This is a genomic window from Thermococcus sp. 2319x1, assembly GCF_001484685.1.
Taxonomy (GTDB): Archaea; Methanobacteriota_B; Thermococci; order Thermococcales; family Thermococcaceae; genus Thermococcus_A.
This window is the reverse complement of sequence record NZ_CP012200.1, coordinates 1,107,168-1,121,925: the sequence shown is the minus strand read 5'-3', so window position 1 is coordinate 1,121,925 and position 14,758 is coordinate 1,107,168. Positions and strand designations below refer to the sequence as shown.

General features: G+C 44.6%; 14 protein-coding genes and 1 pseudogene. 4 read left to right on the top strand and 11 right to left on the bottom strand.

Translation table 11 applies throughout. From position 1 onward, the window contains the following. Positions 1-86: 86 nt before the first annotated feature. The 9 genes and pseudogenes from cas1 to ADU37_RS06280 form a co-directional block, all read right to left on the bottom strand. Positions 87-515 (bottom strand): annotated as a pseudogene (cas1, locus tag ADU37_RS06320) (CRISPR-associated endonuclease Cas1); the annotation flags it as partial. Positions 516-536: 21 nt separating this feature from the next. Continuing rightward, positions 537-1,448 carry a hypothetical protein gene (locus ADU37_RS06315; protein ID WP_144433221.1) on the bottom strand — a complete coding sequence of 304 codons (912 nt, stop codon included), beginning with the start codon at positions 1,446-1,448 and terminating at the stop codon, positions 537-539. Positions 1,449-1,467: 19 nt separating this feature from the next. Further along, positions 1,468-2,421, bottom strand: coding sequence for an RAMP superfamily CRISPR-associated protein (locus ADU37_RS06310; RefSeq protein ID WP_058946806.1), 954 nt, complete (start codon positions 2,419-2,421; stop codon positions 1,468-1,470). Continuing rightward, positions 2,390-2,779 carry a hypothetical protein gene (locus ADU37_RS06305; RefSeq protein ID WP_058946805.1) on the bottom strand — a complete coding sequence of 130 codons (390 nt, stop codon included), beginning with the start codon at positions 2,777-2,779 and terminating at the stop codon, positions 2,390-2,392. Before ADU37_RS06305 ends, ADU37_RS06310 begins: the two co-directional genes overlap by 32 nt. Beyond that, positions 2,757-4,445, bottom strand: coding sequence for a hypothetical protein (locus ADU37_RS06300; RefSeq protein ID WP_144433219.1), 1,689 nt, complete (start codon positions 4,443-4,445; stop codon positions 2,757-2,759). Before ADU37_RS06300 ends, ADU37_RS06305 begins: the two co-directional genes overlap by 23 nt. A 64-nt stretch (positions 4,446-4,509) precedes the next feature. Beyond that, positions 4,510-5,298, bottom strand: a complete 789-nt coding sequence (gene cas6 / locus ADU37_RS06295; protein WP_058946803.1) for a CRISPR-associated endoribonuclease Cas6 — start codon at positions 5,296-5,298, stop codon at positions 4,510-4,512. 144 nt (positions 5,299-5,442) lie between these two features. Then, positions 5,443-9,285 (bottom strand): adenosylcobalamin-dependent ribonucleoside-diphosphate reductase, encoded by a 3,843-nt coding sequence (locus ADU37_RS06290; RefSeq protein ID WP_058946802.1) that lies wholly within the window; start codon positions 9,283-9,285, stop codon positions 5,443-5,445. A 188-nt stretch (positions 9,286-9,473) separates the two neighbouring features. After that, positions 9,474-9,914, bottom strand: a complete 441-nt coding sequence (locus ADU37_RS06285) for a ferritin family protein (protein WP_058946801.1) — start codon at positions 9,912-9,914, stop codon at positions 9,474-9,476. A 5-nt stretch (positions 9,915-9,919) separates the two neighbouring features. Then, positions 9,920-10,780: a cation diffusion facilitator family transporter gene (locus ADU37_RS06280; RefSeq protein WP_058946800.1), complete on the bottom strand. Its 861-nt coding sequence runs from the start codon at positions 10,778-10,780 to the stop codon at positions 9,920-9,922. A gap of 139 nt (positions 10,781-10,919) precedes the next feature. Here ADU37_RS06280 and ADU37_RS06275 point away from each other — a divergent pair, with 139 nt between their 5' ends. Together ADU37_RS06275 and ADU37_RS06270 are read left to right on the top strand one after the other, a co-directional pair. Then, complete coding sequence (locus tag ADU37_RS06275) at positions 10,920-11,285, top strand: hypothetical protein (protein ID WP_144433217.1); 366 nt, start codon at positions 10,920-10,922, stop codon at positions 11,283-11,285. Between the two features lie 5 nt (positions 11,286-11,290). Continuing rightward, a complete protein-coding gene (locus ADU37_RS06270) occupies positions 11,291-12,118 on the top strand; it encodes a radical SAM protein (protein WP_203226250.1) in 828 nt (275 codons plus the stop codon). Here ADU37_RS06270 and ADU37_RS06265 read toward each other — a convergent pair. After that, on the bottom strand, positions 12,111-13,037 hold the full coding sequence (locus ADU37_RS06265) for a calcium/sodium antiporter (RefSeq protein ID WP_058946798.1): 927 nt from the start codon (positions 13,035-13,037) through the stop codon (positions 12,111-12,113). The genes ADU37_RS06270 and ADU37_RS06265 overlap by 8 nt on opposite strands. A 96-nt stretch (positions 13,038-13,133) precedes the next feature. Here ADU37_RS06265 and deoC point away from each other — a divergent pair, with 96 nt between their 5' ends. Together deoC and ADU37_RS06255 are read left to right on the top strand one after the other, a co-directional pair. Then, positions 13,134-13,793 (top strand): deoxyribose-phosphate aldolase, encoded by a 660-nt coding sequence (gene deoC / locus ADU37_RS06260; RefSeq protein ID WP_058946797.1) that lies wholly within the window; start codon positions 13,134-13,136, stop codon positions 13,791-13,793. After that, a complete protein-coding gene (locus ADU37_RS06255) occupies positions 13,786-14,073 on the top strand; it encodes a family 4B encapsulin nanocompartment shell protein (protein WP_058946796.1) in 288 nt (95 codons plus the stop codon). The genes deoC and ADU37_RS06255 overlap by 8 nt, the downstream gene beginning before the upstream one ends. Here the strand turns inward: ADU37_RS06255 and ADU37_RS06250 are convergent. Then, complete coding sequence (locus ADU37_RS06250; protein WP_058946795.1) at positions 14,070-14,672, bottom strand: ECF transporter S component; 603 nt, start codon at positions 14,670-14,672, stop codon at positions 14,070-14,072. The two genes, ADU37_RS06255 and ADU37_RS06250, sit on opposite strands and share 4 nt — an antisense overlap. Between the last annotated feature and the right edge of the window lie 86 nt (positions 14,673-14,758).

The window sequence follows — 14,758 nt, the reverse complement described above, 5'->3', positions numbered from 1 at the left end:
CCACCCTTAGAGGAGGGTGCTTATTGAAGCCTTTTTATCGGGGTTATCTGACTTCATGCGTTTCTGTTTAGAGATCTCTTAACATCTCAGAACCACGCCACCAGTGGCTCGTACTCTTTAACTCCAACGAGGTGTTTTATCAGCTTATACGCCTCGAGCCTTATTAGTCTCTGCTTTGTCACGTTCCTCTTGAGCTCAAGATGCCTCACGCTTTTGCCCAGTTCTTCGGTGTATTCTTTCAGAACTATCTTCATGCCTTCCTTTGTTAGCAGGACACCGTTTAGATCCTCTCTGAAGTGTTCCTTCCTGATTATCCCCTGCTTCACGAGGCGCGTCGCTATCCTGTCGGCTATTACCGGCTTGAAGATTTCACTCAAGTCGAGCGCGAGCGAAAACCTCCTCTCACCGGGCTCGTGGAGGTAACTCACCGTTGGAGCCAGTTGGGTGTTGTAAAGCTCGCTAACTATGGTGGCGTAGAGCCTCGAATTGAGGAAGCTTATCAGGGCGTTCATCTCCCAACTTGTCAGGTTTAAACTTTAGGTGATCTGGAATAAAGCGGACTTAACAACGAGCTGTCTCCTCCAATAGGGGGGCCCATCTGCCCCATATTCCAGCTTGGAGTCTATCAATACGTACTTTTTGCTCCTAGTCTTTCTATTAGGGTTTCCTATGAGTTCTGCAATCTTTTTTGGAGATACTGGTCGTATGGTCTCCAAGTATCGTGAGTCATCGCTGCTATGTATTATGAACTCTGGCGTTACTGAGTCTTTCTTTAAGTCATAGATGTTGTATCCTAACAGATCCCCCCATCCCATGTTGCGTTTCTTGCCTATTCCAAACTTTTTGAGGATGAGTAGAAGATCTTCAAGTTCTTTTTTTGATATTCCATCTACAATCGACGCCCACAATATATGAGTAGTGTAGAGTTTTACTGTGTAATCGACTGCCTTATACGGCCCACTCTGGGAACTGGGGAGTTTAACTTGTTTCGTTAAGGTTATATTCTTTGCCTTGCGGAAGACCTCTGCTTTAAGTATGTCGTCTCTGCGCCCCAATCTTAGGATTATTTGGGAAGATTCGAGCCTTCTTGGGTATTTCCCCTTGGAGTACTCATATTTAGCACGCTGATTATCAATGGAAAATAGTGCAGAGAACCCCATAGGAGTCAGTAATTTAACTATTTCGTTTTCTTTGTCTAATACGGTCGGCAATAGGTAGGAGCTTTTAATGCTAGAAGCCCATTCTAATTCCTTTTTTGGAAAGAGTGTGTCTTCTAAGTATTTAATTCTCCAGTCTTTGCTTGTGGAGAGTTTCTTTTTATAGTACTCTGCAAACGCAAGTGGTCCATCTAATGTTAGCATTTCCTGTGAGAGCTCATTGGGGTTTGAGAGGGATAAAGCAAGAGGGTGTACTCTAAACTTCAGTGTCACCAAGTACATAGCCCGCATCACCAGATGCTGTGACAATTCATCCCTTAGCACTCTTTTTTGATTTGCTATCCTTCTTGAAGAAGCTGTTTGGGTCCGTTTTTAGAGCCTTTGATATGTTTTCTATGTTATTGTAGATAAACTTTTCATAACTCTTAATGTAACTATTTTCATCTGACACTCCTTCCACATCTACTTTGATTTTTCCAAGTCCGCCTGCCACACGGCCTCCTACACGGTTCAGGCGTTTGAGAGTTTTTAGGACAAGTCCCCATTCAGCGTCGGTCATGGGTATAACATCTTCAATGTAGCTGTAAAAGATTGTGCCCGGTACTACGACCTGACGATACAGTCTCTGCTGAATAGCACTGTCGTCTGCTTTTACATCCTCTGGTTTTCCTTCAATTTCTGCAATTAATTCCTTGAGCTGCATTACCTTGGCAGTATCGTCTTTGCGGGTGATCAACACAGAAGACAGGATCTCTGAGAGTGGAGGGACTTTCTTTTCGGGATTAACACCGAGATCTGCCAGTAAATCCTTAGTCTCTTCTGTAAGAGGATAGCCAATCCCTACTTTGAGCTTTCCTGGGATGATGACTTTCTTGAGTGCAACTCCCATGATCGAAAGCGGCAGAAGGGGATAAACGTAATTATTCATGACGTCTGTTATGTCCAAGGTTCTATCCTCTGTGTCTTCTCCGCTCAGAATGCCTCCGCTGAACATTGAGAGGAGCGTCCCAATGTGGACTTTTAGTTGTTTATCACCTTTTTCCGAACACTTCTCTGTTAATTTTGCTTTTACATCTTCAAGAAACTGCATTGCCATTTCGTCTCTTAGAACACCTCTAAGACTGTTTCCGGGGATTATTGGAACTTCAATGGCGATTCCGTCCTCCTTGACAATTGGGAGCGAGTATAGCAACGTCTCAATTCCGATGGACTCATAGCCCACACTTATGGGTTCAAGAGCTTTCATTCTGAGTGTTATCCGCATTCTTTCCACCTCCTAAGCTTTCGACATAAGCGGAATACAAAACCGTGCTCAGGTAGGGATAGTCCTTCAGGAACTTGAGGAGTTCATTCTCGCGGGCTTTGGCTTTTCTGTACACTTCCTGGAATTTCTCGCCCTTTTCTCTGGAAACATAGAGGGAATCTCCAGCAATCTGGCTGAGGAGTTTCTCAATAAACTCGTTGAGGTTGTTAGAGCTTTTAGCCACCACTGCGATTCTCTTAGCCATAATGGAGTACTTCTTCTTGCGAACTTTGTCGCCCATTGCACTCCAATCTATCAGGCTGTCGATGGCCCCCAACAAGGATACGACCAAATCTTCAACCTTTTCCTTTTCTTGCACGAGATCCACCTCCTTTTTGAGTATCGACCTTTGGAATTCCAAAAGTGGGAGAATAAACACTTCTAATCTTTTTGAGAAGATACATACCTAAATCCAGGTTTGACGAGTAAAACTTCCGTAATCTCGCGAATTCTTCTGGTGTCATGTCCTTCTCGTTTCCTGGGAATACCACGTTGGAATGAAGCCCGCTTTGAAGGACAAACTTCTTTTGAGGGTATCTTGAACTTACAAGTGAAATTTGCGGGATTATCCTCAAGGCGTAGGGATACACAATGACAGCAGGATCCAGGTAAAATTTTGCAAGCCATGTGTTTTTCTTATTCATCTTGTCTTGCTCTTTGTGGAGCGAGTAATAAATGTCGCTTATTAATTCAAGCCAGATTTTTGATGAAATACTTTTTACAAATGTTTGCTGTTTAAAAATGGGGACGCTAGCAAGCAATTTCGTTTCCTCTATTATGGCCTCGTGAACAAGATATTGGATAAGCCCCCTTGATCTGAAGTTTTCTTCTATTTCAAAACCAAGCTTACATGCCGGGCATATGGCTTTTTCATAACTCAAAAATGACCATGTATCCGTAAATTTGTTTTTCAAAATGCTTTTTGTACTGTCCCTATCAGTAATTGGTTCTCCAGGTTCTCCACAGAATAAACATGCTCTGTCACTGCTAAAATGTCCCGTTAGAGAGTTCACAACCTTGTCCAGTTCTATTCCAGTGAAAGCAGCCTTTCGCTTCTTTTCAGACAAGGATGACCTCAAATAGTCGAGCAACTCTTCAATTATCTCTTGTAAGTGCAACGGTTCAAATCCAGCATCAACATAAACTAAGTATGCTTCCCTACTTCCAACTAAATACACGGTGGACGAAGCTTTCCCAAGGGGTATTTTGATTCCACGGATAACTTTTGCTTTTTTGTCAAAATCAATCACAATATCTGCTCCTTCATAATACTCAAAGTAAAATGGCCCTGTATGGAACTTTGAGGGAAGGGGTATTACAAGAGTGTCATTATCAAAGGTAATTTTCCAGTCTTCTCTGAGTATCTGTTCTCCAACCTCTTCTATTTTGGAACTTCCGTTATCTCCAATGGGCCTATACTCGTAGCGGATCCCCTTAACTCCAAGAACTTCTTGGAGTCTTTCTGAGTACTTTTCACTTAGAATCCGTGTAAATTGGTCTTTTATAAGGGCTAACAGGAACATCCTGTATTTTCCAGGAATTTTCAAGTTATAAGCCACTGTATAACTCCTGTTTGTGGGCACGTCAAAGGGAACCCCTATTTCAATAGCCGAGATCAACTCGCTGTTCTCAACATGACTTATCTCGTTTGAATTGTTTTTATGGTGCCACTGAGAGATGCTGGCGACTTTTGAGATATCAAGAGAATCGCTGAACTCAGTCAATAGCTGGTTATATACATCTCTGTCGGTTATGAAATGATACCATTGAGTTCGTTTCTCAACTCTTATGTCAAATACTGGCTTAAAATAATCATGAATCAACGCTGCCATTACAACTTCGGGAGAATCAAACTTTAAAGAGGCTATAGAGACCGCAATTAGGTGGTGAGTGAGTTCGTCAAGATGGGGCATACCACTGTATTTATCCGTTCGAGCTATTGTGCCCTTAACCAGCGCTGAATCATAAGTAACATTATCTCCCATAACTCTAAGTTCCGAGTTTTTAGTCGTTTTCGTGGGCTTGTTCTTTGAGATTCTTAAGAACTCATCAAGCCCCTTCTCCTTTTCGATGGTTCGCACCTCCCTTCCATCTCTTCTTCACCCCCTCCTTAAGCCCATCGACCTTCACCATCCCGAAGCCTAAGCTGTTCTTCTCCCCAAAGCCAGCCTGATAGCCAACCCTTAAGAGTTCTTCATCACCGTAAGCCTTGAAAACCAGATGCCAGGCTCTTTGGAAAATACCGGGCTTAACTTCGAAGCGCTTGGGCTTTGCCTTCAACACCCTAATCTCAAAATCCTCAGGAGGAGCCCTTCCGTAAAGTAGAACATACTTCTCCCTGAGATTTTCCCTCAAATTACTGTAGAACTCCCCCTCCATGGGAGAGAGATCATAATGCTTGAGCCTCCCGAGCTCGGGCTTTAAAGTGGTTACTGCTATTGGTGAGAGGGTCGAATAGGTCTTCCCGCTGTAAGAGAAAGGCTCTGCCAGCGCCTTAATCTCTTCCACGTAAAACCTCTCATTCCATAGCGTTACTTCTGGCTCTTGAAGAAGGCCTCCAATGAAAGCTTCAACAATCTCCGCTATAGGCGTTGAGAAGTAAAAGAAAGCTTTTCCTTTTCCAATGAAGTACCTCTCTCCTCGAAGTGTTTTTCGCCTCTCGGTCATGAAGAGCGAGTAAGTGAAAAGCTTCGGCACTTTAGGGCGGTGAAGGTTAAGGCTCAGCTCCGGATTTACGGCCTGAATCCTCCGATATATAAGGCCTTGGAGATAATGCTGGTGGTTGTAGGGCACTTTAAACTCACTATTCTCGCTGGCGAGTCTTATTAAAAATCTCAATATCATCCCCCCAGGGATCGTAGTGTTAGATAGACCTTCAAAGTATTTAAGCCTTACCTAACGGATGGTAATACGACCATTACCACGATTTGAAGAATTCTTGCCCTCTATTAAAACAGCATGGAACAAATTTAAAATAGAGAGCTAGGAAATCACGCACTTGCTCCAGCCGCATTTTGGACATGTGGCACATCCGCTCTCCATCCTGAGCTCCACGAGCTCTCCATCTTTTTCATAGCAGACTGGACAGTATGCCACCCCAAGAAGGTCTTTTACGTTTCTCTCCTTGGCTGTTTCCTCCGCCGGTCTTTGTGCTTTCGGGATACTTAAAGAAAACGTTGGCGAGCCTTTTCCGTTGGTGCCGTCTATTATCGCCTCAACATTGATGAATCTCTTGAGCCACGATTCGCTCTCAACGATCTCCCTAAGTATTTTCTTTGCATATTCGCTCGGCTTTGCGGGCACACGCTTCTTCTTCTCACCCTCAACACTGTAAACCTGAACGCTCAAGCTTCCATCCCTGTAAACTGTAACTCCCTTACATCCGAGGGCATGGGCCAAGAGATAAGCGGCCTTGACGTCTTCAACAGTTGCATCGTTTGGCATGTTTATTGTCTTGCTTGCACTGTCTGTGAGCCAGAGCTGGATGCTTGCTTGGGCTAAGAGGTGATCAAGCCAGTGGATGTCCATTGCGGTCACGAAAACTCTCTGCATGTCCTCTGGTATCTCCTCCAAACCCTGCACGCTACCGTAGTTGTCACTTATCTTTTGAAGGATTTCATCGTTGTAAAGTCCTCTCTTCTTAAGCTCAGCCTCAAACACGGGGTCAACGTAATAGAACTCCCCAACCGTGACGCTCTTCTTGTAAACAAGGGCAAATATTGGCTCAATTCCGCTTGAGGTATCCGCTATCATTGAAACGCTCCCCGTTGGCGGGCATGTGGTTACCATTGCATTCCTTACACCGTATTTCTTGATTTCTTCAACGAGCTCATCCCATGGGAGGTTCCATATCTCCCTGTGGTAGTAGCCCTCTATCGGCAGCTCCCCCTCTGGATATCTGGTCTTTTCATAAAGCGGGAAGGTTCCCCTCTTCTTTGCCGCCTCTATGCTGTACTTGTATGCGTAGAAGGTGAGGTACTCGGTGACCTTCCTCATAAAGTCGTAGCCCTCTTTGCTGTTGTAAGCTATTCCAAGTTTGAAGAGCGCATCCGCTAAACCCATCATTCCCACACCGATTCTTCTTGTCAGCTTGGTGTTGTGGTCTATCTCCGGTAGGGGGAATCTGTTTACATCTATCGCGTTATCAAGGTACCTGGCGACTTTCATTATAACCTGAGCATATTCGTCCCAGTCGAAGTACGGCTTTCCTTCGTCGTTATATTTTACGAACTTTGCAAGGTTTATAGAGGCCAGATTACACGATTCGTAGTCGTAGAGGGGCTCTTCTCCACAGTTGTGGCTCATAAAGCCGTTGGAGACATAGCTGTGAATCTCCGGTACTGTTAAGTCGTAAACAATTTCTTCTCCGATGATTTCCACACTCTCAACTCTTGCGTGGGGTTCGTCAATTTCTGTTTTATTGAGCCTAATTTTTTCTTGTTTTTCCCCTTCGAAGCCGATCTTCTCTGCGAACAGCTTTCTGCTGTAGTTTGCTATAACGAGTTCATAATAACCTTGTGCTTCGTAGATTTTCTTTTCACCGTCTTTGGTTGTGTATTCAAATGTATCCTTGTATGGCCTTTCGTGGATTTTTGATATTATACCAAAGAGAAGCAGTAAGTCTTGGACGTCTCTTAAAAGCTTCCTATCCCCTGAGGTTAGTCTTATTGCACTATCATTGTCCACGTAGCCGCCAGCTGTGAAGAGGCCTCTTAAAAATGCTCTGATCTCATTTGGCCTTAAGCGGTAAACGATTTCTGGAACTCTTTTTTCGTTCGTTTTGACTATTTTCTCAAAGAATCTGTAGGCCTCGCCGCGAACTCCAAGCTTGATTTCACTTCCATATCTGTGGGGTTCGGCTTTGGAGTTAAAGTGCTTCTTGAGTATTTCAGAGATTTTCTGCGCTATCTCCTCTTCTTTTTCAGCGTTGAAGTAGAACCAAACCCTCTTATCATTTGTGTTAATACATCCATCCCCAATAAGCCATCCTAAAGTAAAGGCTAAATCCTCGCCTATGCTCTCGCTTCCAAAGTCATCCCCGACCTCAAACCTTGGCAAGGCTATTAAATCGCCTTCTTTAAGATCTTCAACTGCTTTCCAGCCATCCTTTGTCATTATCTTATGGTCAAGGGTAGCGGTTATCTCGTAACCCTCTTTTGTCTTTACTCTAGCCACCCTCTTCCTTCCAACTTTCCAGACGTAGGCTTTGACTTCAACAGGATCTGCTATAGCAGGCTGCTTTCCGTGTACAGTTTCATAAATGACCTCTTTCTCTTCTTCATTTGGAAGTAGGATCGTTATTGGATAAGCGAACTCTTCTCCTTCCTCAGCTATTCCTTCAACTGCAACAACTTTCTCTTCGTTCCTTTCTTTTGCAATCCTAAAGAGCTCCTCAATCTTGAGGTAGCCCTCGGGTGTTAAAACCCTTGTATCTCCAACAACACATGGGTTGGTGGCCCTTATCTTTTCACCCTTAGCGGGCTCCAGAACGTTTCTTCTGTTTATTATGTCAAAGAACACCACACCCGGATCTGCCTTTGCCCAGGCCATGTAAGCTAATTCCTCAAAGAGGCTCTTGGGATCAATCTCCTTTACCTTTTTCCCCGTTCTTGGATTAACTAAGGGGTACTTCTTCCCTTCTTTGAGGGCTTCCCAGAAATCTCCCCAGAGACCAACGCTTATGTTGAAGTTGCTCAAAACATTGGTTCCAACGTTCTGCTCTTTTGCATGGATGAACTTCTCAATATCCGGATGCCAGACCTCAAGTATGCCCATGTTGGCTCCTCTTCTCACTCCACCCTGCTTTATTACATCGCTAACGGCATCGATGAGGTGCATGAACGAGACTGGACCTGAGGCTGCCCCGGTCGTCGTTCCGACTAAATCGCCCTCGGGGCGGAGTTTTGAGAAGTTTAACCCTGTTCCCCCACCCATTTTCTGTATAATAGCCACATCATGAGCTGCTTTCATTATGCTCTCCATGTCATCCTCTATCGGCACAACAAAGCAAGCCGAGAGCATTCCCAGTGGTCTTCCAGAGTTTATTAAAGCGGGGGTATTGGGCATGAAAACTTGATTGACCATCAAATTGAAGAAGTCCTCGATGACCTCTTCGTATCTGTCAAAATCTCCTCTCTCGAGCATGTTCAAAAATTCGTCAATGCTTACCTTCATTTTTCCCTTCTCTGCCAGCTCCTTATAGAGGTTTATCATCCTCTCAAAATGGTACTTGTTGAGCTTGAAGCGGCCTATGCTGTAAACGTTATCAAAGCTCCCAAAGTTCTGCAGATAATGCTCGACCCTCTTCAAATCCTGTGTGTAGCCTCCTTCTTTGGAGAACACCCTCTCGTCGTATAAGAGCTCGGGAATTGCTGCTAAGGTGGCAACCCTCTCAAAGAGCTGTTTTGGGCTCTCGATTATTTTTCCTTCCTCGTTCTTCATGAGATACCTGCTTGCCAGAACCCTCAGAGCGTTTATTGAAAAACGCTTGTCTATCTCATCAAGCTTCTCTTTGTTCAGTATCTTCCTTTTCTCTTCTCTAATCTCTGCTTTCTTCTTTCTGTAGATTATGTAGGCTTTGGCAACCTCAAAAAGGCCGTTTCTCATCAGTTCAAGTTCCACTATATCCTGAATGTTCTCTATATGGGGAATCTGCCCCTCATAAAGCTCATTGATCCTATCAACAACATCCTTCACAATCTTATCGAGAAGATTCTCATCCCTTACCCCAACTTCCCACATTGCCCTTTGTATAGCCCACCTTATACGGCTCTCATCGAAAGGAACTATTCGACCATCCCTTTTCATCACTTTTTCAACTGGCATATAAACCCCCCTGTCATATTATTTTACTATTCCGCGACACATTAGTAAAAGTATCAGTAGAGAGTAATGTGCGTGTAAGGTAAATATACCTTGCCCCGCTGTGGATTGCCAAGATGACAAATATTGAAGATGAGCTCTGTCGGAATAATAAAGAGTAGAAAAATACCTAAGTCGGATATTTTATCCAGCTATTCCTCCAAACCCTCATAGATAATCTTCAGCCTGTAGGCATGTTTGAGCTCTTCCTGAGCCATTATCCCGAATATCTCGCTTAGAGAACCGCTGAGTATTTGGCTTAGCTTTTTATAGAGCTCATAACTGTGTTTTTCCCTTATGAGCGCCTCTAAAACAAGATCCGTTAAGGTTTGCGGTTCAGCCCTCTCATCTTGGAAGTAGGGCTCCAGGCTTAGAGAATCAATGTAATCTATAATTGCGGTGTTTTCAAGTGTTCCCTCGCGAAGGAATTTTTCGATTGTATCCCTGTGCCTTAGCTCCTCACTTGCGAGCCACTGGAAATGTTCGATTAAGGAGGGATATCCATAGGTAGCAAAAGTCTCTCCAAGCTTGTAGAGGTTGTAAAGCTCGTTCTCTTGGTGAACTATCTTCTGCAGGAGTTCTTCAAGTTTCATTCCTCTCACTCCGTTATCCCTTTGATGTCTACATGGACAAACGCTACCTCGACTTCATCAATCTTTTCGATTCTCCTTTTAACTTCTTCGCTTATGTCGTGAGCCTCTTTGAGGGTTATATGGGGAGGAACCTCTATGTGCAGTTCAACATGCAACTTTGGACCAACGTGGTGTGCCCTTAAATCATGAACACCCACAACGCCTTCAACGCCAAGGGCAGTTTCTTTAATTTTTTCACAGAGCTCAAAGGGTGGAGAAGTTCCCGTTAGGTAGTTCACGTTCTTGAAGACTATCTCAACCGCCACTTTCCCTACCAGCAGAGCCACGATAAGTCCTGCCAGGGCATCTCCGTAGGTAAAGCCAAACCTTTGAAGGAGCAGGCCAACAAACACGGCTATGCTGCTTAATACATCGCTCCTGTGGTGATATGCGTCTGCAATAAGTATTTGGTTGTTGAGTTTCCTCCCAATTCTAAGGGAGTATTGAGTCATTGCCTCTTTTGAAACAATAGAAAGCACCACAATGGCAAGCATAATCGAGTTCACTTCAATAGTATATCCGGCGAAAATCCTCTCCAGGGCATCTCTTCCTACCTCATAGGCCACCAAAAAGAGCGCCATACCTATAAAAAAGGCAAAGAGGGGTTCAAATCTGGAATGGCCAAAAGGGTGGGTTTTATCAGCAGGTTTAGAGGAGATTTTGACCCCAAGGTAGCCCACAACACTTGTCACAACATCTGAGAGAGAGTGTATGCCGTCAGAAATCAAGGCCAAACTGGAGTAAAGGAACCCCACAGAAACTTTCAGAATAGCTAAAAAGATATTCCCAAGAATGCTCACCATTAAGGGTCTGTAAACTTCTTCCATTGGGAAATCCCCTCAGTCCGTCACTCCCTCATCACGATTCAGGTAAGGCTGAACTCTTCATTGGGTGTTATACACTTCACATGAGACTTTTAAACCTTTTTTCAAAAGACTTTTATTGACGGGAGACAAACAACAGTTGGTGAAGCTCATGGTAAATAAGCCGAGATACACAATACGAATTTACATGGGGAGCAAGGATAAGTACATTGCCTTAAGCCTCTGGGATGCATACATAGACCAGCAGGGAACCTTCAGACCGGCAAACATAAGCATGACAATACATAATGAGGATGTTGAGGCAAAGGCCTCGATGAGGACTGAGACAGCCGCTAGGCTTGCAGCGGTGCTTTTAAACATGGTGGCCGAGGCGGAGAAGCTGACCATGAAAGAAAAGAAAAAGATCAGTCTTGAAGAGAAGCTTGAGGAGCAGTTCCTCCTCGAAGAAGAGGAGGAAGACATTATCGAAGATGTGGAGAGAATAGAGGCAAGCGTCGACGAGGAGTGATCCCCTTGAAAAAGCTCAAGGTCTACATACCTGGTATTTCTTTCCCATCTGTTTCCCTTACTGGAAACTACTGCACCCTAAACTGTGCCCACTGTGGGAAACACTACCTTGAGGGAATGAAGAAAGTAACGAAGCATAACCTCGTCGAATACTGTAAATCGCTTGAGAAAGAGGGCTATAAGGGATGTCTTTTAAGCGGTGGAATGGATTCAAGGCTGAAAGTACCACTTGATCTTTATTCTTCAGAGATAGAGCGCATAAAGAAAGAAACGAAGCTAAAGCTTAACGCCCATGTTGGGTTTATAGACGATAAAGACTTAGAGTGGGTAAGGCATGTGGACGCAGTTTCTCTCGACTTTGTTGGGGATGACGATGTTATTAGGAGGGTTTATAAAATAGAAAAGGGCGTTAGAGATTACCTCGAGATAATAGATCTTCTCACGTCAAACGGGATCAAGGTTGCGCCGCATATAACCATAGGTCTGGACTTTGGAAGGATTTGGTGGGAGTACAAAGCAATTGATATGCTCAGGGAGTATCCGATTGAGGTTTTGGTTCTTGACGTGCTTATCCCCACAAGAGGAACGGAGATGGAGAACATAAAAGCTCCTTCCGTGGAGGAGAGCCTAAAGGTTGTTAAATACGCCAGAGAAAGGTTCGATGGAGAGCTGAGCATTGGATGCATGAGACCCCTCGGGAAATGGAGGCTGGAGTTTGACAAAGGGGCCATAGAGGAGGGAGTTGACAGAATAACAAACCCCCCGAGAAAGGTCATTGAGTGGGCAAAAACGATAAGGGAAGTGGAGATTATTTACGAATGCTGCGTTATGTAAAATTAGCGTAGAGGAAATAAGCATACAAAGCTAAGAGGACTACGCTTGTTTTCCTTCCAACCCTGTTGTTCAGCTTTAGAGATACTGTCAGTACTACCATTACAAACAACGTTAGAGGGGTTGTGAAGGAATATATGCTGTAATCCACTTTTATCGGCCTTATTAAAGCCGCGATGCCAATGACCATCAGGATGTCCAGTATGTTCGCTCCAACAATGTTGCCAACACTTATATTGGGGATTTTTTTCAGTGTGGCGGTTAACGAGTTTGCCATCTCCGGAAGGGAGGTGCCAACTGAGACCAACGTAAGACCTATGACCACTTCTGGAATTCCAAGGGCTGTCGCTATTTTTACAGCGCTTTCAACAACAAGCCTAGCCCCGAAAACAACCACAAGTCCGCTTGCAAACAAAATTACAACATCTCTCTTGGGATTTCCTCTGCCCTCTTTAACTTCTTCCAGCGTCACATGCTTCTTATATAGGTAATAGAGGAATCCCAGATATATCAGGATCAGCGTTAACCCCTCAATCCTGGAAATTACGAGATCCCTCATCAAAATCCACGCGTAAAATGTCACACCAATCATAAAAAGGGCGTTCTTCCAGGCTATTTCATCAACATCGAGGGGCATGATGAGAGCAGAGAGTCCCAAAATAAGGGCTATGTTTGCTAAGGCACTCCCTATGGCGTTTCCGAGGGCTATGTCGCTGAGCCCTTGATACGCAGCTATCGCGGAAGTCGTGACCTCCGGCAGAGTTGTGGCGATGCTGGCCAATACCAAAGCGATTATGAACTCGCTAACTCCAAATCCCTTTGCAACCCTTGTAGCCGCTTCCACAAATATGTCGCTTCCCTTGACCAGCATTAGCAGTCCCAGGGCAAAGGCTCCAAAGGTTACAATATACTCTGCCGCCATTGTGCCTCCCGGAAGGTATTTCAAGAACTAATTTTTAAACCTTTGGGTGAAACCCTAAAATACAACCCAGACCTAATCAGGGGTGAGGTGGAGGATATGGATATTGCCAAGTACATAGACCACACAAACTTAAAGCCCTACGCCACCAGGGAGGACATAATAAAGCTCTGTGAGGAGGCAAAGAGATACGGCTTCTATGCCGTCTGTGTAAATCCATACAGGGTAAAGCTTGCAAAGGAACAGCTTAAGGGTACAGAGATTAAGGTTGCAAGTGTGATTGGATTTCCTCTTGGGGCAACGCCGACGGAAGTGAAGGTTTTTGAGGCAAAGAAAGCCCTTGAGGATGGGGCAGATGAGCTTGATATGGTCATTAACATCGGTGCATTGAAGGATAAGGATTACGAGTACGTTAAAAATGACATAGCAGAGGTTGTAAAGGTTGCCCACGAAAAGGGGGCGATAGTGAAGGTCATAATTGAAACTTGCTACCTCACTGACGAAGAAAAAGAGATAGCATGTAAGCTCGCCATGGAGGCTGGGGCTGATTTCGTCAAAACCTCAACGGGATTTGGAACTGGAGGAGCAACTGTTGAAGATGTCAAGTTAATGCGCAGGGTTGTTGGGGATAAGCTTGGAGTGAAAGCCGCTGGAGGGGTAAGAACCTACGAGCAGGCTTTGGCAATGATAGAGGCTGGGGCTAACAGAATAGGCACATCGAGCGGTGTGAAAATCGTGGAAGGGGCTAAAAATGAGTGAAACCTTGGAGCTCTTAAGGACTGTAATAAAAGAGATTCGAGAAGATGGGTTTGAACCAAAAGTTGCATTTGTGGGCCCGAAGTTTGCTGAAAAAGCCGCAAAAGAATTGGAAGCTCTTGGATTGAATGTTTATGTAATAAAAGAGCTTAATTGCGACGCAATAATTGCCGACCCAAGATTCCTCGGGCATCTCCGAAAAGCCTCACGCAGAATATCGCTCGAGCCCTTAAGGAAAGAAAGGGAGATGTGGGAAGAGATAAGGGAAATTGGAGAACTCTAAATCTGAAGTGATACAAGCATGTCCTTGACCCTTCTTTTTATCACATGCCCCACTCCACCGCCTACAACAATTCCGGTGACAGCTTGGAGGGTATTCCCCGGAACCATTGCTATGGCCCCTCCCCATCCGTAAAAGTAGACCTCAACGAAGAAGTATCCTAGAACCATCAGGGCTCCACCAAGGATTGTAGCTAAGAGGATTGTTGTAAAGTCGTCTTTCTTTGAAGTTAGGTATCCAACAACGAATCCCTCTACTCCTTTTATAACCAAAGTGAAAGGTGCCCAGTGTGCGTAGCCGGTAATTAAATCTGCCATCGCGGAACCAAATCCCCCGGCGAATGCCCCTATTGTGGGGCCAAAGAGAACTGCCACAAGCATTACCATGCTGTCCCCAACGTTGATGTATCCTTTCGTTAAGGGCGTTGGAACTTGGATTAGCATCGTTACCACAGCCACTAAAGCCGCCATTATGCCGGATAAAGCTACCCCAACCGCGACTTCAAAGACTTTCTTCTTGAGCACGAAGAGGTAAACAAAGTAAAGAACGGCAACGGCCGTTAACACCCACTTACCGTAAGGTGCAAGTGCTTCCGTGGCCATTGTTGTCCCTCCCACCTTATTTATTTTTCAAGTTTTACCTTGAAATTTGACCTTAAAAAAACCTTATCCTTAACAGGCCCAGAAGG

What these genes read in the sequence shown, in the direction of transcription:
- ADU37_RS06255 (WP_058946796.1), top strand. Translation starts at nt 13,786, where the DNA reads ATGAGTGAAACCTTGGAGCTCTTAAGGACTGTAATAAAAGAGATTCGA.
- ADU37_RS06290 (WP_058946802.1), bottom strand. Translation starts at nt 9,285, where the DNA reads ATGCCAGTTGAAAAAGTGATGAAAAGGGATGGTCGAATAGTTCCTTTC.
- ADU37_RS06250 (WP_058946795.1), bottom strand. Translation starts at nt 14,672, where the DNA reads ATGGCCACGGAAGCACTTGCACCTTACGGTAAGTGGGTGTTAACGGCC.
- ADU37_RS06285 (WP_058946801.1), bottom strand. Translation starts at nt 9,914, where the DNA reads ATGAAACTTGAAGAACTCCTGCAGAAGATAGTTCACCAAGAGAACGAG.
- ADU37_RS06265 (WP_058946798.1), bottom strand. Translation starts at nt 13,037, where the DNA reads ATGGCGGCAGAGTATATTGTAACCTTTGGAGCCTTTGCCCTGGGACTG.
- ADU37_RS06310 (WP_058946806.1), bottom strand. Translation starts at nt 2,421, where the DNA reads ATGCGGATAACACTCAGAATGAAAGCTCTTGAACCCATAAGTGTGGGC.
- ADU37_RS06300 (WP_144433219.1), bottom strand. Translation starts at nt 4,445, where the DNA reads ATGGGAGATAATGTTACTTATGATTCAGCGCTGGTTAAGGGCACAATA.
- deoC (WP_058946797.1), top strand. Translation starts at nt 13,134, where the DNA reads ATGGATATTGCCAAGTACATAGACCACACAAACTTAAAGCCCTACGCC.
- ADU37_RS06315 (WP_144433221.1), bottom strand. Translation starts at nt 1,448, where the DNA reads ATGCGGGCTATGTACTTGGTGACACTGAAGTTTAGAGTACACCCTCTT.
- ADU37_RS06280 (WP_058946800.1), bottom strand. Translation starts at nt 10,780, where the DNA reads ATGGAAGAAGTTTACAGACCCTTAATGGTGAGCATTCTTGGGAATATC.